The sequence below is a fragment of the Halostella sp. PRR32 genome (assembly GCF_034808085.1).
Lineage (GTDB): Archaea > Halobacteriota > Halobacteria > Halobacteriales > Natronoarchaeaceae > Halostella > Halostella pelagica.
On sequence record NZ_JAXHGL010000005.1, the window covers coordinates 85,296 to 105,389 of the forward strand.

A 20,094-nucleotide genomic window follows, 5' to 3' on the forward strand; every position below is an offset into this window, starting at 1 on the left:
GTTCGCAGAGAGTGGTGCGCCGCTGGCGCACCGACCGCGAAAACGGTCGTCCTAGTAGTGCCACGGGTAGTCGTCGAAGTCCGGGTCCCGCCCCTCGTTGAAGGCGTCCCGGCCCTCCTTCGCTTCGTCGGTCATGTAGCCGAGGCGAGTGGCCTCGCCGGCGAACACCTGCTGGCCGACCATGCCGTCGTCCGTGGCGTTGAATCCGAACTTCAGCATGCGCATCGCGGTGGGGCTCTTGCTCGCCATCGTCTCGGCCCACTCCAACGCGGTGGCTTCTAAGTCCTCGTGCGGGACGGCCTCGTTGACCATTCCCATCTCGGCCGCTTCCTCGGCGTCGTAGTTCTTCCCGAGGAAGAACACCTCTCGGGCCTTCTTCTGGCCGACCTGCTTGGCGAGATAGGCCGAGCCGAAGCCGGCGTCGAAACTCGCCACGTCAGGGTCGGTCTGTTTGAAGACGGCGTGGTCCTCGCTCGCCAGCGTCATGTCGCAAATGACGTGGAGGCTGTGGCCGCCGCCGACCGCCCACCCCGGGACCACGGCGACGACGGGTTTCGGCATGAAACGGATGAGCCGCTGGACTTCGAGGATGTGGAGGCGTCCGGTGTCGGACGCTCGCTTCTCGTCTCCCTCGTACTGGTAGCCGTCCTCCCCGCGGATCGACTGGTCGCCGCCGGAGCAGAACGCCCACCCGCCGTCCTTCGGCGAGGGGCCGTTTCCGGTCAGCAGGACACATCCCACGTCAGTCTGGCGTTTCGCATGTTTCAGCGCGTCGTACAGTTCGTCCACCGTTCCGGGACGGAAGGCGTTGCGAACCTCGGGCCGGTCGAACGCGATGCGGACGGCATCCGCGTCGACGGCCCGGTGATAGGTGATATCCTCGAAATCGAAGGCGTCGACTCGCTCCCAGCGCTCCTCGTCGAACAGTTCCGAGACCATCGGTGTTCGAACTCCGGACGGGAGAGAGAAATAGGTTCCCGTCCGTCCGTCGAGAGGTTTTTGTCAGTTCACCTGATACACCGGTCTACCAAGTTCCCGTATGGCAGAGACGTATTACGACGTACTCGGTGTTTCCCCCGACGCTTCCCCCGAGGAGATCCAGTCAGCGTACCGGGAGCAGGTGAAGGCGACCCACCCGGACGTGAGCGACGATCCCGACGCCGGGGACCGGTTCAAACGGGTCGTTCGCGCGGAGGAAGTCCTCGGCGACGAGAGCGAACGGGAGCAGTACGACCGACTCGGCCACGAGGCGTACATCCGGCGCGTTCAGGGTCAGAACGCGGCGGGCGCAGAGCAGTCACCGTGGACGACGAGTAGCCGATCTGACTCTGCCGACCGAACCGATCCGTACGGCCGGTCGCGGGGACGAACGACGGCCAACGAGGACGACGAGTGGGGCCGTGGTTCCGAGTGGGGCGAGTCGTCGCGGAACGGGGGTTCTGCGGACGAACGCACGGCCGAACGAGGCGAAACACGGTCACAGTCCCAACGTCGTCAGGAGTTCTACCGCGAGCGGACCGGTGGCGAGTCCGAGGGCTACGCCGTCCACGACTGGGACGACGACGTTGTCACGGAGGACCGCGTCAGCGTCCCGTTGACGCAGGAGCGCGTGCTCTTTCTCGTCGTGATGATCTTTCTCTACCCCGTTCTCGTGTTCTCGTCGGTGACGCCCGTCTTCCCGCTGATCGTGAAACTCGTCGTCGGCATCTGTACGCTTATCGTCACGGGGTATCTGGTCACCGTTCCGCCGATAGGAACCACCGTGTTCGGCGTCTGGAGCGTACTCGCACCGCTTGCCCTGCTGGTGCTACCTATCGACTTTCTGTCGCTCGCGGGGCTGTTCGCGCTCGGCGTGTGCTGGATCCCGTTCGGATACTCGCTCGCGGTGGCGACGGTGCTCCGGCGATGAGGTGTCTTACCGTCGGACGAAAGCCCATGGAGAATCACGCCACACAGCGGTGTCGAATCTCTCACGACGGTCCGTCCGACAGTATCAGTACGCGACCGTCAGCGTGACAGGCTCTCGACGACGGCGTCGCGGAGCGCGTCGCGGTTCCGATGGCTCTCCTCGGCGTCGAACTCCACGGCGAGCACCTGCGTCCCGTCGCTGTCGAGGGAGGCGTTGTACGCGTCTCGGAAGGCGTCCCGGTCGCTGACGCGCGAGAACTCGAGGCCGTAGAGGTCGGCCGAGGGCTCGAAGTCGAGGCCGTGAGGCGTCTTGAACTGCTCGGTAAAGGGCGGGTCGAACTCCTCGACCGGGAGTTTGTGGAAGATACCGCCGCCGTCGTTGTCGATCACGACGATAGTGGCGTCGACCCCACAGCGCCCGACGGCGAGCAGACCGTTCATGTCGTGGTAGTACGCGATGTCGCCCGTGACGAGGACGAGGGGGTCGTCAGCGGCACTGCCCGCGCCGAGTGCGGTGCTCGTGACCCCGTCGATACCGCTCGCCCCGCGGTTCGCGAGCACGGTGAGGTCGGCCGTTCGCGGGCGGCCGAAGCGGTCCAGATCCCGAACGGGCATGCTGTTCGAGACGAACACGGTGGCGGGGTCGGGCGCGTCTTCGACGACCGTCGCCAGCACGTCGCCTTCGAACGACTGTTCGCCGCGTTCGTCGGCGATACGGTCCCAGTACCGTCGCTCGGCGTCGGCGAAGCGCTCGCGCCACTCGGAGCCGCCGGCCGAGTGGCCGGCGGCCGCGGCGTCGATGAGACGGGAGAGCGTCGGTTCCGGGTCGGCGACGACCAGATCCGTCGCGGTGAACTCCGCCTCGCGCCACTCGCCGGCTGGGTCGATCAGTAACTGGCGGCAGTCGGCGCGGGCGAGATACTTCCGGAGCGGCTTCGACGTCGGCGACGCGCCGAACCGGACCACGAGGTCGGGGTCCGGCCACGACCCGGTCACTCGCTCGTCGACGAAGCCGTCGTATCCGCCGACGACGGGCGCGTCGGCGACGTGCGGTCCGTACCGAACTCCCGACAGCGGGTCGGCGAGGACCGGTAAACCGAACTCGTCAGCGAACTCGGCGACGACAGTCGGGTCGGGCGTCGCGTCGTCTGCCGGGCCCGCGACCACGAGTCCGCGGTCGGCGCGCTCGACGGTGCGGGCGATATCCCGAAGGCCGTCGTCGTCGAGGGCGGGCGTTCCCGCCGTCGTCCGGACGTGCGGGTGTTCCGGCGCGCTCGTCCGCCGCTCGACGTGGTCGGTTCCCTCGGGGGGTTCCAGACGTTTGCTGAAGGGGACGTTGAGGTGGACCGGTCCGGACGGCGTGCCGGTCGCCGCCGCGAGCGCCCGCGCAGCGGTGGTCCGGACAGAGCGAAGCGTCCGCCCCTCGGCGCGCGGTTCGGGGAGGTCCTGATACCACCGAACCGCGTCGCCGTACAGCTTTTCCTGGTCGATAGTCTGGTTCGCGCCGCTCTCGCGCAGTTCCGGCGGTCGGTCGGCGGTGAGCAGCACCAGCGGAATCCGCGCCTGGCTCGCCTCGATGACGGCGGGATGGAAGTTCGCCGCGGCCGTCCCCGACGTACAGACCAGCGGGGTCACGGTTCCGGTTCGCTTCGCCCGCCCCAGCGCGAAGAACGCGGCGGAGCGTTCGTCCAGGTGCGAGTACACCCGAACGTCTTCGTTCCGTGCGAACGCCATCGTCAGCGGCGTCGACCGACTACCGGGAGCGATACACACCGCGTTCACGCCGCCTGCGGCGAGTTCGCCGACTATCGCGTCCGCCCACGCCTCGTTGTGTTCCGCGGTGTCCATCTTACTCAAGGGTGTCGAGCATCGGTCTGTATTTCAGTTGTACCTCGTCCCACTCGCGGTCCGGGTCGCTGTCCGCCACGATGCCCGCGCCGGCAAACAGCGTGGCGTTCGTCCCGTCGGCGACGGCGGACCGGATGGCGACGGCGAAGGTGCCGTTCCCCGCGGCGTCGAACCAGCCGACTGGCGCGGCGTACCACCCCCTGTCGAACGTCTCCGTCTCGCGGATCGTCCGCCAGGCGAGGTCCGGCGGCAACCCGCCGACTGCGGGCGTCGGATGCAACGCTTCGACGAGACCGAGGACGTGCTCGACGTCGGTCAGTTCGGCAGCTATCGGCGTCTGGAGGTGCTGGACGGTGTCGAGCTTTCGAACGGTTCGCTGGCCGGTCCGAACCGAGTCGGCGAAGGGCGCTAACTGGTCTCTGACGGCGTCGACGACGAGGTCGTGTTCGTGGATGTCCTTCTCGCTCTCTAGCAGTTCCTGAGCGAGCCACTCGTCTTCCTCGGGCGTATCGCCGCGGCCGGTCGACCCGGCGAGGCCCTCCGTCCGGATCTGTCGCCCGCTGAGCGAGACGAGCCGTTCGGGCGTCGCACCGAAGAGCGTAGGGCCGGACCGCCCGACGGTGTCGGACCGCGTTTCGTCGTTCGCGTCGTCGCGTCCCGTACAGTCGATCATGAACCGATAGCAGTCCGGATACGTCGACCGCAGGCGTGCGAGAGCGTCCGGCACGGACAGTTCGTCCGCCAGAGTGACTTCGAGGGCCTGCGCGAGGACGACCTTCGTCAGGCCGCCGCGTCCGATACGCTCCAGGGCCGAGCCGATCTGGTCGCGCCACGCACCCCGTGATGTCGTCGCCCGCCGGTCCGTGACGCCCGGCGGGTCCCTGACCGGCCCCTGCGCCGGTAGTTCCCGTATCGTCTCAGCGACGGCGTCGATGTCGTCCTCAACTGCGTCCGTGCCCTCGGGAGCGACCGCGTTGACCGTCAACTGGACGTTCTCGTCGGTCCGTGCGACCTGTACGCGCGGGAGAAAGAAGTAACCGGAAGGAAAGCCCTCCCACGGCGGTGCCGGCTCGTGATCGTCGTGGAACGCGAACCCGCCGAACAGGCGGGGACGGGCCGCCGAAGTCGGGGCCCCAGTGTCGAACGCGGCGAACAGGTCGTCCGCGCCGTCGCGGACCGCGTCGAACCGGTTCTCCTCGCCGCCGTCGACTGTGATCGCCGCCACGGCCCCACAACCCACGACCGCCGGCTCATCCGGGGCGGTCCACACTGCTCGGGGGCTGTCGAACGCGTCGAGTATCGCCCGAAACGAGACGTCGGGGATCTCTCGACTCCGCGTCAGAAGCGACGGCTCGCCGGGCGCGTCCGCCCACGCCCCACTGCGCAGGATCTCCATACCGTGAACCTGTGAATCCTGATCCCTTCAGCCTGTCTTTTCGTGGGAGACTCCTCACCAAGCGAATGCCGTTCGCTAGTCCTGACAGCAACCGCCGGCCTCTTCGCCGAAATCGACCGAAAGCGGTTCCGAGATGGCCTCGTTGACCGCTTCGAGACGGGCGTCGAGTTCGTTCTGCGTGTCCAGATACTCGGACATGACCGGGACACTGTGGAGTTCCTGCTGGGCCTCCTGGACCTCCCGGAGGTCCTCCTGAGTCGCGTCGCCAGTCTGGCGAGCGAGCATGAAGTCCTGCCGGATCTGCTCGAACTCCTCTATTTTCGCCTGCGCCTCTTCGGATCGCTCGACCGCTTTCTTGGCTTCCTCGAACGCCCGGTACTCGGGCATCTCGGCGATGGTTTCACCGAGTTCGCGGCCGAGTTCTTCGACGTCAACCTCGTCTTCACCCGCGTCTATCTCGATGCTCATACCGTGAGATCAGGTTCGGACAGTGTTAGGTTTGCCGGTGTCAGTCGTTTCCTGCGGGCGTGACAATGGAGAACCTCCCGATTGACGGCCGCTATCTCTCGGGACTGACGGTATCTGCCGGAGCACCTTCGGAACCCCACGGACGATCACGAGAAATATTCCGTTCCAGTGAGGAAAACACCACTTTGTTACTGTGTGGTACGGTAACGATACTTCGAGAATATTGATGTTTCAGGGGCAATAAGTAGTGATATCCTCGGCATCTACTGCTGGAGGGATGTACAATGAATATATACGAATTCAGAAATGTTGGGGCATTTATCGCCCTCGCCGTCGTCTGGGGCTCGTCGTTCGTTGCGATCGAAGTCGGTCTGGCATCGCTGCCGCCGGTGCTTTTCGCGGCGATGCGGTACGACATCGCCGCGCTCGTCGTGCTCGCCTACGCGGCCTACAGTGCCGACCGATGGATACCGCGAACGGCCAGCGAGTGGAAACTCGTCAGCGTCGGCGGGACCTTAGTCATCGGACTGCACTTCGCTCTGCTGTTCATCGGACAGCAGTACGTGACGAGCGCGATCGCCGCCATCGTGTTGAGCCTGACGCCGGTCGTGACGCCGCTTTTCGCGTACCTGTTACTGCCCGGCGAGAAACTGTCGCGAACCGGGTTCGTCGGTGTACTGCTGGGCCTGCTGGGCGTCGCCATCGTCGCTCAGCCGACCCCGTCCACGCTGAACGGACAGCTCGTCGGCGTCGGGATCTTGTTCCTCGCGGCCGTCAGTTTCGCGCTCGGGTCCGTGCTGACCCGACGGTTCACCGTCGCACTGCCCGCCGTTCCGACGCAGGCCTGGATGATGGGTATCGGCGCGGGAATACTACACGGGATCAGCGCGCTGTCGGGCGAGTCCTTCGCCGATGCCACGTGGACGCCGACGGTCGTCGCCGGGCTGTTGTATCTCGCAGTCGTCGCCGGCGCGGGCGGACTGATGATCTACTTCGACCTGCTGGAGCGACTTGGCCCTAACGAGACGAGCCTCGTCAACTACGTGACGCCCGCCATCGCCGCCGTCGTCGGCTGGTTCGCCCTCGGAGAGACGATCAATGCGGCGACAATCGCCGGGTTCGGCGTGATCGTCTGCGGGTTCGCGGCCATGAAACGCGGGTCTATCCGCCGCATCGTCTCCAAGTCCGACTCGACGCCTCGCCGTTCCTCCGGCGGGACCGGAACCGTGGTCGTCGACGGAAACGCCTACCTGAAAGACGCGGAGTAGTTCCCGTACCCCTAATCGCAGACGACGTGCGTTAATCGTCTATCGAGTCCTGCTCGTCCGCCGTGCGCTGATCGTTCGTCGTACTGTCGGCTGTTTTCCGCTGTCTCTGCGCGTGTTTTCCGCCGAATGTAGCGTTTGAACCGTTTAAACGATCACTCGGGTTCATAGGCGAAGGACGCCGAGGATACGTCATGCCCCGCGAAGTGGACTCCGTCTTTCTTGCAGGTCCCCGTCCGCTCGTCGAACGGGTCCGGGAGTGGTTGCGAGACGAGTATCGGGTGTCGACGACGACTGGCCCCGCGGCGGTCCCGCGCGACGCCGACCCGGACGCCGCTATCGTCGACCATCGCCCGCCGTCGACATCGCTCGACGCTCTCACCTCGTCCGTCGACGACGACTGTCGGATCGCGGCGGTCGTCCGCGACCCACCGTCGTCGCCCACAGCACATTCTTTGCCCGTCGATGCTGTCCTCGTAGAACCGCTCTCTCCCGCTCGGGTGCTGAAGACGCTCGAACGGTTCGACCGTCGCCTGGCGTACGCCGACGCGCTCGAAGCGCTTCCAGAAGTCGCGGCGACGCGGGCCGCCGTGAACGAGATCGTCTCGTCGTCCGTCCCCGGCACCGCCGGCGCGGTCGAACCCGCCAGAGCCGCCTGGACGGTCGCCCAGAACGCCGCGACCGAACACCTGGCCGAGTTCGATGCGGCGGATTACCGGGCCGCCTTCCGCCGCACGGAGTTCGAGGATTTCGAGGCCGAGCGAACCGGTAACGGCGGGGGCAGTTCGGCATAACACGAAGCGTCGCCGTTAAACGGCCTCGGTGGCTAAGACGGTTCAATGAGCCAGGAGTCTGAGTTTTCCGAGGGAGACCTCCGAAACACCGGGATGTCGCTCAAACACGACCGGGAGTGGGACTACGAACTCGACCGCATCGTCGAGCAAGTCGAAGAGAAAGGCGCGAAGAAAGTCGGGCTTCAGTTCCCCGAGGGACTGAAGCGCCGCGGTCCGCGGGTCGCAGACGACATCCGCGAACTCGTCGGCGACGACGTCACCGTCATGCTGTCGGGCCAGCCCTGCTACGGGGCCTGCGACCTCGACACCTTCCTGATGAAACGGACCGACGTGTTCGTCCACTTCGGCCACAGCCCGATGAAGAACACGGACAAGGTGATCTACGTTCCGCTGTTCTCTAACGTCGACGTGTTCCCGATCATGGAGGACGCGCTCGAAGAACTACCCGAGGACGAGGTCGGCCTCGTCACCACGGCCCAGCACATGAACCAGTTCGAGGACATGAAGGAGTGGCTGGAGGAACGCGGCTACGAGGTCCACACCCGGCGCGGCGACGACCGTCTCACCCACGAGGGCCAGGTTCTCGGCTGTAACTACGCCTCTGCGCAGGTCGACGCCGACCAGATCCTCTACGTCGGCGGTGGCAAGTTCCACCCCCTCGGCCTGGCGATGGAGCATCCCGACAAGAAAGTCGTCATCGGTGACCCGGTCAACAACGTCGTCACCGTCGCGGACACGGAGAAGTTCATGAAACAGCGCTACGGCGCGGTCCACCGCGCGATGGACGCCGAAAAGTGGGGCGTCATATACTGCACGAAGATCGGACAGGGCCGCTGGGAACAGGCTCAGGACATCCTCGACGACAACGAAAACGCCTACCTCATCACGATGGACGAGGTGACGCCCGACAGACTGCGCAACTTCGACATGGACGCCTTCGTCAACACGGGATGCCCGCGTATCACGACCGACGACGGTCCGCAGTTCCACAAGCCGATGCTGACGCCCGGCGAGTACGAGATAGCGGTCGGCAACAAGCCGCTGGACGAGCTATCGTTCGACACGTTCCACGGCACCTGGTGAGCGACGACTCGTAGTTCCGCGTCGCTTTTCTCTATCTTTCGTATCTCTCGGACAGCTGTATCCGCCGGCTGTCGCGGTCGGCCGGCAGGTCGAGAGCGTCCGCGAGAAACGGTAGCGCGAGTTCTGCGCGGGCGGTGCCCGCGGCCCCGCTGAACTTCGCTACCGACAGCACCCCGTTCCGCCGGAGTTCCTCCCACGCGCGCCGCCAGTTCTTCCGGAAGATCAGGTCGGTCCGACCGTTCTCGAAGACGACGGCCTCCCGTTCGGCATCGTAGGCGAGTTCGCGCCGCTTACCGCGGTCGAAGGGGCGCACGAACTCGGCCGTTCTCGCGTGGTTCACGAGGTCGGGCCAGATCTCTTCGAACTCGGCCACGCTGGATCCTACCGCGGAGTTCTATTTCAATGTCTGGACCGTCCGTCCCGGAGCGCCTTCGCCGTCCGCTCACACCTCGTTCTCGAACACCAGGCAGTACGAGTGGTCGAAGCCATAGCCGAATTTCCGTCGCTGTCCGGAAACTCGTCAGTGTCGAATTCGAGAGCGTCGCCACGACGAACGTTCTCGGATGCGTCGAGGTCCTCTCGGATGTACTCGGCGAGGTCCGGTTACGCGGAGATTCGAACGCGAACGCAAATACGTTCCGAGCATCAGACAGTTCGCGGTTTCGGTACCATTTGCTGTCGTGCCACCGCAGGCGAAGAAAACCGGCGGAACCCACACTCTTTGCGGACAGAGAACGGGCGCAGCGGGACCCGCAAGGGGACGAGGGGTATCGGGGCAAAGAATCATAGTAGTGGCCTCAGTAAGGCCTCGTTAATGACCGAAAGTGACGAATACGAAAACCGACTCTTCGAGTGGTACGAGCAGTACTTCGGAGAACCAGACGCACGTATCGACGTGTATCTCGGGTTTGGACTGTTCTTCGCGGGGATCACGATGGGCGTACTCGCGCTCGCGCTCTTCTTCTGGGGGAGCCTCGCAGAACCGCGGACCGCCTCATACTTCGCCCGTATCGGCCCGGCGTACACCCTGGGAATGCTTTCGTTACCGATGGCGATGATCGGCATCGTCACCCTGTTGCCGGTGGAGAAGAAGGCGCGCTACGCCGCTGCAGCGGGCGGGGTGATCAACCTCGCCGCAGTCATCTGGTTCAACGTCGCGTACCCCGACGACTGGAACGGGTACGGCGCGGACCTGACGATGCAGGTCGTCACTGTCTACGCGACGGGCCTGACCGTCGTCGTCGGCGCGACCGGCGCAGCGCTTGTCGCCCACCAACTGGCGCAGGTGCGACCGAACCCCTCCGACATCGACCCCGTCGAAGCGGACGAACCGGACGAGAGCTACTCCGACGAGGAGATCGAACAGGACATAGAACAGGCGATGGAGGACGTCGATCTCTCGTGGGGCGGCGTCGAGAAGCAGGAGGGGCGGAAGATATCGTTCAACAGCGATACGGATATCGACGCGTCCGGATTCGACGTCGAGGCTGAATCGACGCGCTCGTCGGGCGTTGATTCGCAGGTCCAAGGCCTGAAACAGATGAAAGGCGGCGAGAAAAAGACCGCGACCTCGGAATCGACCGTCGACGACCAGACTGCGAAACTCACGGAACTCCGCGAGCAGAAACGCAAGGAGGAGGCGAGCGACGACGCCCGCAGTCCATCGGGGGACGGCTTCCTCAGTTGGCTTCGCAGTAAGCTCGGCGTTCGCTGAAACTAGTCCGTAATTATTGCATTAGTAATAATTCTGAATACTTTTCACATAGTTTTATTATCAGTGGGTGGACTTGTGTCACGCATGGCCAAAGGCCTAGACGTCGGCACGATGAACATCTTGTCGGCACAGCAGGATGGGAACGACACGGTGTTCGTGCAACAGCGTAACTCCTTCGTAGAGATCGATTACTCCGATATGGCGGAGCAGATGCTCTCTCGAAGCGAAGTCCTCCACATTAGAAAAGACGATAAAGTGTACGTCGTAGGCGACGACGCACTTAACTTTGCAAATATTTTCAATCGGGAGACACGTCGCCCGATGAAACACGGGATCCTCTCGAGTGACGAGCAGTCCGCGATCCCGATGATGAAACTCATCATCGAGCAGGTCGTCGGCGAACCGGACCGCCCCAACGAGAAACTGTACTTCTCGACCCCCGCCGACCCGATGGACTCCGACCTCTCGACGCTGTATCACCAGAAGACGATCGAGTCCTTCCTCGACGACATGGGATACGACGCCGAACCGATCAACGAGGGGATGTCCGTCATCTACTCCGAACTCGCTGATAACAACTTCACCGGCCTCGGCATTTCCTTCGGTGCGGGGATGACCAACGTCTGTCTCGCGTACTACGCCGTTCCGGTGATGAAGTTCTCCGTCGCACGCGGTGGCGACTGGGTCGACGAACAGGCCGCCCAGGCGACGGGCACGCCCGTCGACAAGGTCACCTCCATCAAGGAGGACGGCTTCGAACTCGACTTCACGACGGACGTCGGCGGCGTCGAGGGAGCGCTCTCAATCTACTACGAGAACCTCCTCGACTACGTCATCGAAAACATCGTCAAGGAAGTCGACGAGGAGGACGTCGAGGAAGGTCTCGACGTTCCCGTCGTCGTCACCGGTGGAACGTCTAGCCCGGACGGCTTCGAGGAACTGTTCCGCAGCCACCTCGAAGACGCGAACATCCCCTTCTCGATCAGCGGCGTGAGCCACGCCACCGAACCGCTGTACAGCGTCGCCCGCGGTGGCCTGGTCGCCGCCCGCTCCGACGAGGAGAACCCCGACGCCGGCGAGGCGGAAGCAGAAGCGTCAGCCGCTGACGAGTAACGGCTCAGCAATTCTTTTCGCGCGGACCAGCGGCCGTCACTCGGCGTTCTGGTCGTGGAATCGCCGGATGGCTTCCGACCAGGACTCCATCTCCACCCGTTCGCTCTCGTGTTCGACGGAGACGCCGACGTATCCGCACCGCTCGCATACGTCCGCGTCCCGGTCCCCGAGCGTGTACGTCTCGAGCGTTGTCTCACACCGTGGACAGTTCATATCGACATATGTGATGGTGGGTCACTAATAACCCCTTGTTTTTTGTTAGGTTTCACTCGCTATAATTTAGCACTTCCACTGTGTGGTGCTGTTGTGACCGTACTGGCAAGTATAATTACTGCCAGACATTCAATAAGGTTTTTGTATGAGCAAAGGAAATGGTGAGATAGTATGAGTACCACGCCGAGCCCAGATATCGAACGCGCTATCGATGGCTGTCAGCAGACCGATGTAACGCCCGTCCACCTGAACGCGGATTCGCTCGATTCGACCGCTCCCGAATACCTCCGCGACCTGAAACACGAGTTCGCGGAAGAGGGGTTTCAGCCGTCCGAGCTGACTGTTACGGGATGTTTCGACGCTGACTGCTCGCTCGCTACCCAGGAAGAGATAGACCGGATCCGTGGGTACGTTCGCGCCGCATCGTTCCTCGGCGCTGCCCGAGTCACTATCTCAGTGGATGAGGTGGCCAACGACCAGAAGGTCCGTCCAGCCCTGAAAGCCTGTGCCGAACGCGCACGCCGGGACGGCGTCACCGTGGAACTGGACGCGCCGATAACACTCGAATAGATGAGCACGCGGAGCGCCCTGGCGCGACAACTCGGCGTCGTCGCAGGGTTCGACGACCCCGATGCGAGCCTCGAACAGTACCCCACGCCGCCGGGACTCGCCGCGTACCTGGTCCACGTCGCCGACCTGCGCGGCGATATCGACGGTCGGACCGTCGTCGATCTCGGAACGGGGACCGGTATGCTCGCGCTCGGGGCCGCACTCCGGAGTCCCGAACGCGTCGTCGGGGTCGACCTCGACTGGGGCCCGCTCCGTACGGCCCGCACCAACGAGCGCCGCGTCGCCGCCTCGGCCGACATCGAGTGGGTCCAGGGCGACGCCACGCGGCCGCCACTCGCCGTAGACGATGCGACGGTCGTGATGAACCCGCCGTTCGGCGCTCAGCGCGGGAACGAACACGCCGACCGGGCGTTCCTCGAAACAGCGGCCGACATCGCCGCGGTGTCTTACTCGCTGCACAACGAGGGAAGCAAGGAGTTCGTCGAGTCGTTCGCCGCCGACAACGGCGGCGAGGTGACGGACGCGTTCCGGGCTGAACTGGACATCGACCGCCAGTTCGACTTCCACGACCGGGACCGGGCGTCGATAGACGCCGAACTGTTCCGGATCGACTGGGCCTAACCGTTCTCTCTCTCCGCGATGCGGACGCGGGTCCCGTCCGCCACCGCGTACAGCGTCTCCCCGGTCCGGACGATACGCAGGTCGTCGACCGTCATCGACTCGCCCGATTCCGGGAGCGGTCGTTCCGCCACCGTCTCGCCGTCGGACGTGATACGGAGGGCGAACTCACCGCTAGGTCGGGGAACGACGGTGACGTTTTTGCCGCGGATCTGGGGGTCGGCTGTCGACGCCGAGGAGTTGAACACGTGCCGCGACTCGCCGTCTTCGGGCCGCAACCAGACCTGATACGCCGCTCCGCCGCCGTCGACCGACCACCCGTTACGGTCGGCCTCGACGGTCGACTCCCATCCGACTCCTCCGACCCGGACCGTGGCTGACCCGCTGTACGCGAGTCGGTTCTTCGACACGGCCTGTGTCCAGATGGACCTGTCCCGGTTGACGACGATCACCCCGCTCGTCCGGACGGCGGTGTCCTCGCCGAACAGCGATACGTCGACGGCCGGAATCATTCGGTTGCGGACGTTCTCGGCGTAGGTGACGGTGTACCCCTCGACGGTGACGGCGTTCTCGACCGGTGGGGAACCGTCGTCCGCGACGGTCAGGGAGTTCGTCGGAACCGCTGGTCCGGCGATGGCCGACAGCGCGACGATCAACACCACCGTCGCGGCCTTCCGCCGCGAGATGCTCCCGGTTAGCGGCCGTTCAGAGGCCGTGACGGCGACAGTCACGAGCATAGCTAACGCGGCGACGAGAGCGAGGCCGACCCCCTGATAGAGGACGAACTCCCCGTTACCCCGGAACCAGTAGACGGCCCACATCCCCTGAACCACGGCGAACGCGATGACCGCTATCCAGACGCGAAGCGCGTTCGGCCCGCGGTCCCGGCCCCGAGCCACTGCGATCCCGACGAGGATGCCCAGGAGAAACCCGAGCGCGTGGCCCTGGATCGCGATCTCAGCCCACCACGGCGGGGACGGCCCGCTACCGGAAATCCCCGCCGTGACGACCGGGTCGAGAACCGCTCTGTACGTCCGGCTGAACACCGACTGTACGCCGAGCACCGCGATTAGCGTCGTGAAAGGGTAATGGACCAGCGCGAACCCGGCGAACGCGAAGACGACGCCCGAGAAACCGATGATCGGGCCGAGCGCGAACAGACTCGTCAGCAGGCCGATACCGAGAACGACCGCGGGGAAGATACCGAACGCGCGGACGTACGGGTTCGTCCGCAAGGAGGTGAACGGCTGGCCCTGCCGCCGGTCCGGGAAATGCCCCCAGGCGTACTCGACGATCGGCGCGAGGACGAGCGTTCCCGTGAGGTTGCCGATCAGGTGTCCCGGGCCGCCGTGGGAGAACGCGGCGGTCAGCATCCCGACCGGATAGAGATACGACCACGCCCTGTACGGGAGCGTCACCGGATCGTTCCAGTGGACGAGACCGCCCTGTACGAAGAGATAGACGCCGACGACGACTGCGCTAACGACGGCCGTCCCCCACGGGACTCCGAGCAGGAGTCGGGTTCGCAACTGGTGTCTGAACTCTCCGCTGAACGAGTCCGTGTACCAGGCGACTCCCAGCGACACCAGCAACGCACCGACGACGCCGACCGCATACGGGAGCGACATACCCGGTTGCAGGGCCCCCTCCGATATATTCCTTCATGCTCCCGCTCGATACGCTCAGCGCCGAACCGTCGCGGGTTCGTAAACTACAAACGGCGCTCGGCGGTACACGTGTTCATGGAACTACGCGTCATCGACAACACAGAGGACGAACTCTCCATCGAAATCGGTGGCGAGGACCACACGTTCATGAACGTTCTCAAGGGCGCGCTGCTTGAGACCGACGGCGTCTCCGCGGCGACCTACGACGTGAACCCCGAGCAGTCAGGCGGACAGACCGAGCCGATCCTCACCGTCAAGACGGAGTCCGGTACCCAGCCACTCGACGCGCTGGAAGCCGCGACCGAACGCGTCACCGAGAAGACCGACGGGTTCAGCGACGCGTTCGAGGCCGCTGTCTAAGCACTTGTAAAGAGATCAACAGGCCGTCACCGTCACGAAGACGCTCCCGTCGGGGGCGACGTGAACGTCGACGCCGACCGCATCGCGGTCCGCGGCGAAAAACTCTTCATTGCGGCTGTTTCCGCTCGTGAACTCCCAGACGACCACTGTCGCGAACTCGCTCTCGTTGTCGTAGGCCGCCAGCGGTCGCTCGTCGTCTCGGGACGGAACTACGCCGACTTCTTTCGCGGGCGTGCGGGCGCACTCGTACCCCACCTCGTCGTAGCTGTCTTGCAACGACTCCCTCTCCCCGTCGCCGTACCGCGCTTCGACCAGGAGTTTGTTGTACCGCTCGGCGACGGCGTCGAGGTCGTTATCGTCGCGTAGTTCCGAGACGCCTTCCTCGGCACGACGCTCGTTGATTCGGACGGCGATCGCCGATTCGACGTCACTCAGGTTGTGTCCGTCCGCCATCTCCGCCTCGCCCGGTACGTCGTCGAGGTCGTCCCCGCCTAGCCCCGGGACGGGGATGATCCCGGTTGCGACCAGTGCGACGACGGCGACCAGCGCGACGCTCGCGGCGATGTACTCCTTGCCGATGTCGAAGTAACTCGCGGACTCGAGTTCGGAGTCGTCGAACGCCTGTTCCCGCTTCTCCAGGTGCATGTGCCCGCACCGACTGCACGGCGGCGAGTTCTTTGGATGGTTCCGTCCGCACTCCTCGCAGACCCAGACGTAGGTGGTGCCGGTGTCGACCGATCCCGTATCGACCTGGACCACGGCCTCCTCGAACTTCCCGTGACCGCACTCGTCGCACGGCGGGTCGTTCTCCTCGTGGGGTTTCCCGCACCACTCGCATCGCCACTCCATTCTGTATGTCTCTTCGTCCAGAGAAATTAAAACCCACCGACACTGATAGCAGACGACTGGACGGCTTCCAGTGGGGCGTCCCCGTCAGAGACGCACCGGGACGTCCCGTTCGTCGAGGTACTCCTTTACCTCGCGTATCGAGTACTCGTCGAAGTGGAAGATAGAGGCGGCCAGCGCGGCGTCGGCGCCGGCTTCCGAGAACACTTCGTAGGCGTCCTCGGGGCCGCCGCATCCGGAGGAGGCGATGACAGGCGTCGAAACGGCGTCGCAGACTCCTTTCGTCAGCGGGATGTCATACCCCTCCTCGGTACCGTCGGCGTCGATAGAGTTCACGAACAGTTCGCCAGCGCCTCGGTTCTCCGCTTCCTTCGCCCACTCGACCACGTCCACGCCGGTGCCCTCGCGGCCGCCTTTGACGGTGCATTCGAACCAGCAGGACTCGCCGTCGACCTGCGCGTAGTGTTCGCCCTGCTCGTCGAAGCGGCGCTTGGAGTCGACGCTGATGACGATGCACTGGCTTCCGAACGCCTCCGCCCCTTCGGTTATCAGTTCGGGCCGCTCCAGCGCGCCGGTGTTTATCGACACCTTGTCCGCCCCTGCGCGCAGCGTCTCCTTGATGTCTTCGCGCGTTCGGATGCCGCCGCCGACAGTCAGCGGGATGAACACCTCGTCCGCGACGTCCTCGACGACGCCGAGCATCGTTTCGCGCCCGTCTGCGGACGCGGTGATGTCGAGGAAGACGAACTCATCAGCCCCCGCCTCGTTGTACAGCTTTGCCATTTCGACGGGGTCGCCGGTGTACTGCAGGTTCTCGAAGTTGACCCCCGTGTACACCGCCGCGTTCCCGTCTTCGTCCAGGTCCACGTCGATGCAGGGGATGATCCGCTTCGTTAACATCTACTACGGGAACGTTCGCGCGCGGGGCGTTTGACCGTTTCGACACACACAGTGCCAGTGAGTTCGTGCGACTCACGCGGACAGGACCGGGGCGTCGCTCCGGCGCTCCGGGCTTTTTAAGTTCAGGCCGACGAAACGTTCGTCCATGACCGGCGAAGACGAACACGGCCACCAGGACACGGACGCACCAGACGTCGAACCGGGACGCGAGACGGCTCCGCAGAGCCCCTACTCGATGCAGCAAGTCGGTATCGGCTTCGCCGTGCTTGCCGTCGGACTCGCGGTAGCGTTCGCGATCCCGCTCGCGCTCTAACAGGGTTTGGCTTTCGACCTCATCGTGCGTTAGTACGGTAGTAGCTCCGTTTCCCCTGACCCACGTCGATGAGCCGTCGCTTCCGACGACCGTCGTCGACGAGTCTGTCGAGGATCGCACTGACGGTAGCCAGATCGACGAACCCCGACATGAACGTCTGTACGTCCGTCGGCCGGTCGACGGTTTGCTCCGTCAGACCGACATCCATCACTTCGACGGTGATCTCTCGGACGTTGTACGCCTTCCGTGGGTTCTCCCGGAGGAGGTTCAGTATCTTGCGTTCGATGGAGTATTCGCTCTTCGGTTTCGAACGTCTCATTGTCGATCGGCACGCGTGTGACTAGTTCGCGAGGCGGCAAAAGCTGACAGTCGTCTCGAGTAACGGCGGGCGGTTTCGATAGACGCGTAGCTAACAGTCGTCCGCGACTGCCGCGCTACTGGCGACCGTCGCGCCGGTCCAGAAGAACGGAGAGAGGAAAGGAGCTAGAAGACGTACTCGTCTTCGTGGCCCATCATGCCGTCGTCTTCGAGTCCATGGTCCTCGTCGTCGTCCATCGGTCCGCTTGTCTTGTAGGCTTTCAGCCCAGTCGACAGCAACTCCTCCACTGCTTCCTCACGATTGACAAACTCGCCCTGTTCGACCATCTGGGCGATCTGCATTTCGAGGTGTTCAGGGATAGTGATCTCTACTTTCGGCATCGGGTATTGTGTCTTCGTCGGAGGGGTATATAACTCTGACGGGGAGTTGCGCCTGAACGATAAAATTATTCCCATATATGGGCTATTTAGTTCGGGTATGAAAAACCGAAGTTCGCAGTGGAGGAATTAATGTCTTGGTTTCAAAAATACGGGCTGTGAGGCGTCGTGCGACCTCTCGGCGGTCTACCGGTTCCGGTTCTGCATCATCTCCTGGACCGTATCGCGGAGAGTGCTACCAGGATTGCTGAGCGCCTTAACGTCGTCGTGGATCTCGTTTATCTTGAAGTAACTGCCGAGCGCGAGGAACGTAGGCGGCCACAGGCCGACGAACAGTCCCATCTCCTTGTTCCCCTTCCCGAAGTAGTAGTACCACGACAACGCGATGGAGCCTACCGCGGCCCAAGAGAGGGGACTCATGCCCGTCTTTTGCGTACCCTCTGAGACATCTTCCATTCGCTCCTGTTTTTGCGATTCCTGTTGTAGCATTGCTTTTGATGCATGGCCCAGTCAGCACTTTGTTATTCAGCACATGTCGAGGTTTATTGCACCGTTATGGATCGCGAGAGGACCGTTCGCTACCGTTACGCGCGGAAGAACGGGACGAGAAACGCGTAACCACCCGTTACCCGTAGCGCTCCTGACGAGCCGACGCCCGAACGCAGCGACAGGCCCGCCGACGGAGCGACCGACGACCCGACTCCGCGAGTCGACAGTCATACGACTGTCGCACTATTCCTGTGCAACATGGTGAGAGACGTTACGGACCTGTACGAGGAGTTCGGTGAGGAGCGACTCCCGCCGGGGCAACGAAAGACGGAGGCGTTTCCCGTCCTCTCGAAGAGCGGCACGCCGGAGTTCGATCCCGAATCGTGGGAATTCACGGTTACCGGCGCTGTCGAGGACGGACTCTCCTTCACCTGGGACGAGTTCCGGGACCTGCCGGGCGAAACGCAACGCCAGGACTTCCACTGTGTCACCGGGTGGAGCAAGTTCGACTGCGAGTTCACCGGCGTTCCGTTTCCCGAACTGGCCGACCGTGCCGGCGTCCGGGAGGACGCCGTCCACGTCATGTTCTACGGAATGGACGACTACACGACCGACCTACCGCTGGAAGACTGCATGACCGACGAAGTGCTGTTGGCCTGGGGGTACGACGGCGACGACCTGCCGCCGGACCACGGGGGACCGCTCCGCGTCGTCACGCCCCAGAAATACGCCTATAAGGGCTCGAAGTGGGTGACCGGCGTCGAGTTCCTCACGGAACCGGAGCGAGGGTACTGGGAGAAACGCGGCTACTCCCGGACGGCAGACCCGTGGAACGAGGAACGGTACAGCTAATACTCCCGGCGGCAGCGCTCACATCCTCGTCGCGGCGGTCGAGACGGACGGGTTCGTAACACTTACGCGGGTTCTGATCGGACGGGAACTCATGACAGAGAGCGACTGGGGAGATTGGCTTCCGCGCGCGGTGGAAGATGCGGATCCGGAGAGCGTCGCCGTCTGGTATCTCGGCTGTAACGGATTCGTTCTGAAAGGGGCGGACGGGACGACCATCTACGTCGACCCCTACGTCGGCACCGGCGACCCGCCGCGGACGGTGCGGATGGTACCGGTCCCGTTCGACCCCGAAGACGTAGACGAGGCGGATGCTCTGTTGGTGACGCACGAACACACGGACCACGTTCACGGTCCCAGCCAGGCACCGATTCTGGAAAACACGGGCGCGACGCTCCACGGACCGGACGACAGCCTCGATGTCGCGTTCGAGGACGAGGAGTGGCCGGAAACCTACGGGGTCTCGGACGACCAGTTCAACGAGGTCGCCGAAGGTGACAGTTTCGAGGTTGGCGAGTTCACCGTCCACGTCGAGGTCGCAAACGATCCGGACGCGACACACCCGGTCAGCTACGTGTTCGAACACGATAGCGGCACCGTGTTCCACGGCGGCGACACGAAACCGACCGACGAGTTCGCCAGGATCGGCGACAAGTACGACATCGACCTCGGGATCCTCGCGTTCGGATCCGTCGGAAATATCCCGGACAAGGAGACGGGCGAGCCGAGCCGAACGAAGTGGTACAACGACGAGAACCAGGCGATAGAGGCCGCCGCCGCCCTCCAGTTCGACCGGTTCCTCCCCAGTCACTGGGACATGTGGAAGGGGTTGACCGCGGACCCGAAAGTGTTACACGACCACTCGCGGAGCTTCGAGTACCCCCGCGAACTGGAGATAGTCGAGATCGGCGACCGCGTCGACCTCTGATAGGGGCGGTCGTAAGACGGCACGCACGGAGATTTTCCCTTTTTGCCGGAAGGCGA

Annotated in this window: 24 protein-coding genes; 12 read left to right on the top strand and 12 right to left on the bottom strand. The window is 63.9% G+C overall.

All coding sequences use genetic code 11. From position 1 onward, the window contains the following. Positions 1–51 precede the first annotated feature (51 nt). Positions 52–939 (bottom strand): 1,4-dihydroxy-2-naphthoyl-CoA synthase, encoded by an 888-nt coding sequence (locus tag SM753_RS16015; RefSeq protein WP_135535428.1) that lies wholly within the window; start codon positions 937–939, stop codon positions 52–54. Positions 940–1,039: 100 nt separating this feature from the next. Between SM753_RS16015 and SM753_RS16020 the strand changes: the two genes are divergently transcribed. After that, the gene (locus SM753_RS16020) at positions 1,040–1,909 is read left to right on the top strand and encodes a DnaJ domain-containing protein (protein ID WP_323192370.1); all 870 of its coding nucleotides are present in this window, start codon (positions 1,040–1,042) and stop codon (positions 1,907–1,909) included. A 98-nt stretch (positions 1,910–2,007) separates the two neighbouring features. On the opposite strand, the gene menD is transcribed toward SM753_RS16020, so the two are convergent. The 3 genes from menD to SM753_RS16035 form a co-directional block, all read right to left on the bottom strand. Further along, the gene (gene menD / locus SM753_RS16025; protein WP_323192371.1) at positions 2,008–3,756 is read right to left on the bottom strand and encodes a 2-succinyl-5-enolpyruvyl-6-hydroxy-3-cyclohexene-1-carboxylic-acid synthase; all 1,749 of its coding nucleotides are present in this window, start codon (positions 3,754–3,756) and stop codon (positions 2,008–2,010) included. 1 nt (position 3,757) lies between these two features. Further along, positions 3,758–5,152 (bottom strand): isochorismate synthase, encoded by a 1,395-nt coding sequence (locus SM753_RS16030; RefSeq protein WP_323192372.1) that lies wholly within the window; start codon positions 5,150–5,152, stop codon positions 3,758–3,760. Between the two features lie 75 nt (positions 5,153–5,227). Continuing rightward, positions 5,228–5,620: a YlbF family regulator gene (locus SM753_RS16035; RefSeq protein ID WP_323192373.1), complete on the bottom strand. Its 393-nt coding sequence runs from the start codon at positions 5,618–5,620 to the stop codon at positions 5,228–5,230. Between the two features lie 284 nt (positions 5,621–5,904). Here SM753_RS16035 and SM753_RS16040 point away from each other — a divergent pair, with 284 nt between their 5' ends. From SM753_RS16040 to dph2, 3 genes are all read left to right on the top strand, one after another. After that, entirely contained in the window at positions 5,905–6,888 is a 984-nt protein-coding gene (locus tag SM753_RS16040; RefSeq protein ID WP_323192374.1) for a DMT family transporter, read from the top strand. 191 nt (positions 6,889–7,079) lie between these two features. After that, positions 7,080–7,679, top strand: a complete 600-nt coding sequence (locus tag SM753_RS16045; protein WP_138797323.1) for a hypothetical protein — start codon at positions 7,080–7,082, stop codon at positions 7,677–7,679. Positions 7,680–7,724: 45 nt separating this feature from the next. Then, entirely contained in the window at positions 7,725–8,762 is a 1,038-nt protein-coding gene (dph2, locus tag SM753_RS16050; protein ID WP_135535422.1) for a diphthamide biosynthesis enzyme Dph2, read from the top strand. A 31-nt stretch (positions 8,763–8,793) separates the two neighbouring features. On the opposite strand, the gene SM753_RS16055 is transcribed toward dph2, so the two are convergent. Further along, complete coding sequence (locus tag SM753_RS16055) at positions 8,794–9,135, bottom strand: hypothetical protein (RefSeq protein ID WP_138797325.1); 342 nt, start codon at positions 9,133–9,135, stop codon at positions 8,794–8,796. Between the two features lie 441 nt (positions 9,136–9,576). On the opposite strand from SM753_RS16055, the gene SM753_RS16060 reads away from it, so the two are divergent. After that, positions 9,577–10,476 carry a permease gene (locus SM753_RS16060; RefSeq protein WP_138797326.1) on the top strand — a complete coding sequence of 300 codons (900 nt, stop codon included), beginning with the start codon at positions 9,577–9,579 and terminating at the stop codon, positions 10,474–10,476. An 84-nt stretch (positions 10,477–10,560) separates the two neighbouring features. Next, positions 10,561–11,589 (top strand): hypothetical protein, encoded by a 1,029-nt coding sequence (locus tag SM753_RS16065; protein WP_135535419.1) that lies wholly within the window; start codon positions 10,561–10,563, stop codon positions 11,587–11,589. A 36-nt stretch (positions 11,590–11,625) separates the two neighbouring features. On the opposite strand, the gene SM753_RS16070 is transcribed toward SM753_RS16065, so the two are convergent. Further along, entirely contained in the window at positions 11,626–11,802 is a 177-nt protein-coding gene (locus SM753_RS16070; protein WP_135535418.1) for a zf-TFIIB domain-containing protein, read from the bottom strand. A 171-nt stretch (positions 11,803–11,973) separates the two neighbouring features. Between SM753_RS16070 and SM753_RS16075 the strand changes: the two genes are divergently transcribed. Both SM753_RS16075 and SM753_RS16080 read left to right on the top strand, forming a co-directional pair. Then, positions 11,974–12,372 (top strand): hypothetical protein, encoded by a 399-nt coding sequence (locus SM753_RS16075; protein WP_323192375.1) that lies wholly within the window; start codon positions 11,974–11,976, stop codon positions 12,370–12,372. Next, a complete protein-coding gene (locus SM753_RS16080; protein ID WP_323192376.1) occupies positions 12,373–12,993 on the top strand; it encodes an METTL5 family protein in 621 nt (206 codons plus the stop codon). It begins immediately after the preceding gene. Here SM753_RS16080 and SM753_RS16085 read toward each other — a convergent pair. After that, a complete protein-coding gene (locus tag SM753_RS16085; RefSeq protein WP_323192377.1) occupies positions 12,990–14,618 on the bottom strand; it encodes a rhomboid family intramembrane serine protease in 1,629 nt (542 codons plus the stop codon). The genes SM753_RS16080 and SM753_RS16085 overlap by 4 nt on opposite strands. Before the next feature lie 114 nt (positions 14,619–14,732). Here SM753_RS16085 and SM753_RS16090 point away from each other — a divergent pair, with 114 nt between their 5' ends. Further along, positions 14,733–15,017 (top strand): DNA-directed RNA polymerase subunit L, encoded by a 285-nt coding sequence (locus SM753_RS16090; RefSeq protein ID WP_323192378.1) that lies wholly within the window; start codon positions 14,733–14,735, stop codon positions 15,015–15,017. A gap of 15 nt (positions 15,018–15,032) precedes the next feature. Here SM753_RS16090 and SM753_RS16095 read toward each other — a convergent pair whose 3' ends face one another. After that, positions 15,033–15,866 carry a hypothetical protein gene (locus SM753_RS16095; protein WP_323192379.1) on the bottom strand — a complete coding sequence of 278 codons (834 nt, stop codon included), beginning with the start codon at positions 15,864–15,866 and terminating at the stop codon, positions 15,033–15,035. Positions 15,867–15,950: 84 nt separating this feature from the next. Then, positions 15,951–16,763 (bottom strand): imidazole glycerol phosphate synthase subunit HisF, encoded by an 813-nt coding sequence (gene hisF, locus SM753_RS16100; RefSeq protein WP_323192380.1) that lies wholly within the window; start codon positions 16,761–16,763, stop codon positions 15,951–15,953. Between the two features lie 145 nt (positions 16,764–16,908). Here hisF and SM753_RS16105 point away from each other — a divergent pair, with 145 nt between their 5' ends. Then, a complete protein-coding gene (locus SM753_RS16105; RefSeq protein ID WP_168192949.1) occupies positions 16,909–17,076 on the top strand; it encodes a hypothetical protein in 168 nt (55 codons plus the stop codon). Between the two features lie 19 nt (positions 17,077–17,095). Here the strand turns inward: SM753_RS16105 and SM753_RS16110 are convergent, their stop codons facing one another. The 3 genes from SM753_RS16110 to SM753_RS16120 form a co-directional block, all read right to left on the bottom strand. Continuing rightward, on the bottom strand, positions 17,096–17,395 hold the full coding sequence (locus SM753_RS16110) for a hypothetical protein (RefSeq protein ID WP_323192381.1): 300 nt from the start codon (positions 17,393–17,395) through the stop codon (positions 17,096–17,098). Between the two features lie 164 nt (positions 17,396–17,559). Continuing rightward, complete coding sequence (locus SM753_RS16115; protein ID WP_135535410.1) at positions 17,560–17,775, bottom strand: type II toxin-antitoxin system ParD family antitoxin; 216 nt, start codon at positions 17,773–17,775, stop codon at positions 17,560–17,562. Positions 17,776–17,958: 183 nt separating this feature from the next. After that, complete coding sequence (locus SM753_RS16120) at positions 17,959–18,192, bottom strand: hypothetical protein (RefSeq protein WP_323192382.1); 234 nt, start codon at positions 18,190–18,192, stop codon at positions 17,959–17,961. Positions 18,193–18,519: 327 nt separating this feature from the next. Here SM753_RS16120 and SM753_RS16125 point away from each other — a divergent pair, with 327 nt between their 5' ends. After that, positions 18,520–19,113, top strand: a complete 594-nt coding sequence (locus SM753_RS16125) for a sulfite oxidase-like oxidoreductase (protein ID WP_323192383.1) — start codon at positions 18,520–18,522, stop codon at positions 19,111–19,113. A gap of 91 nt (positions 19,114–19,204) precedes the next feature. Next, on the top strand, positions 19,205–20,038 hold the full coding sequence (locus SM753_RS16130; RefSeq protein WP_323192384.1) for an MBL fold metallo-hydrolase: 834 nt from the start codon (positions 19,205–19,207) through the stop codon (positions 20,036–20,038). Positions 20,039–20,094 lie beyond the last annotated feature (56 nt).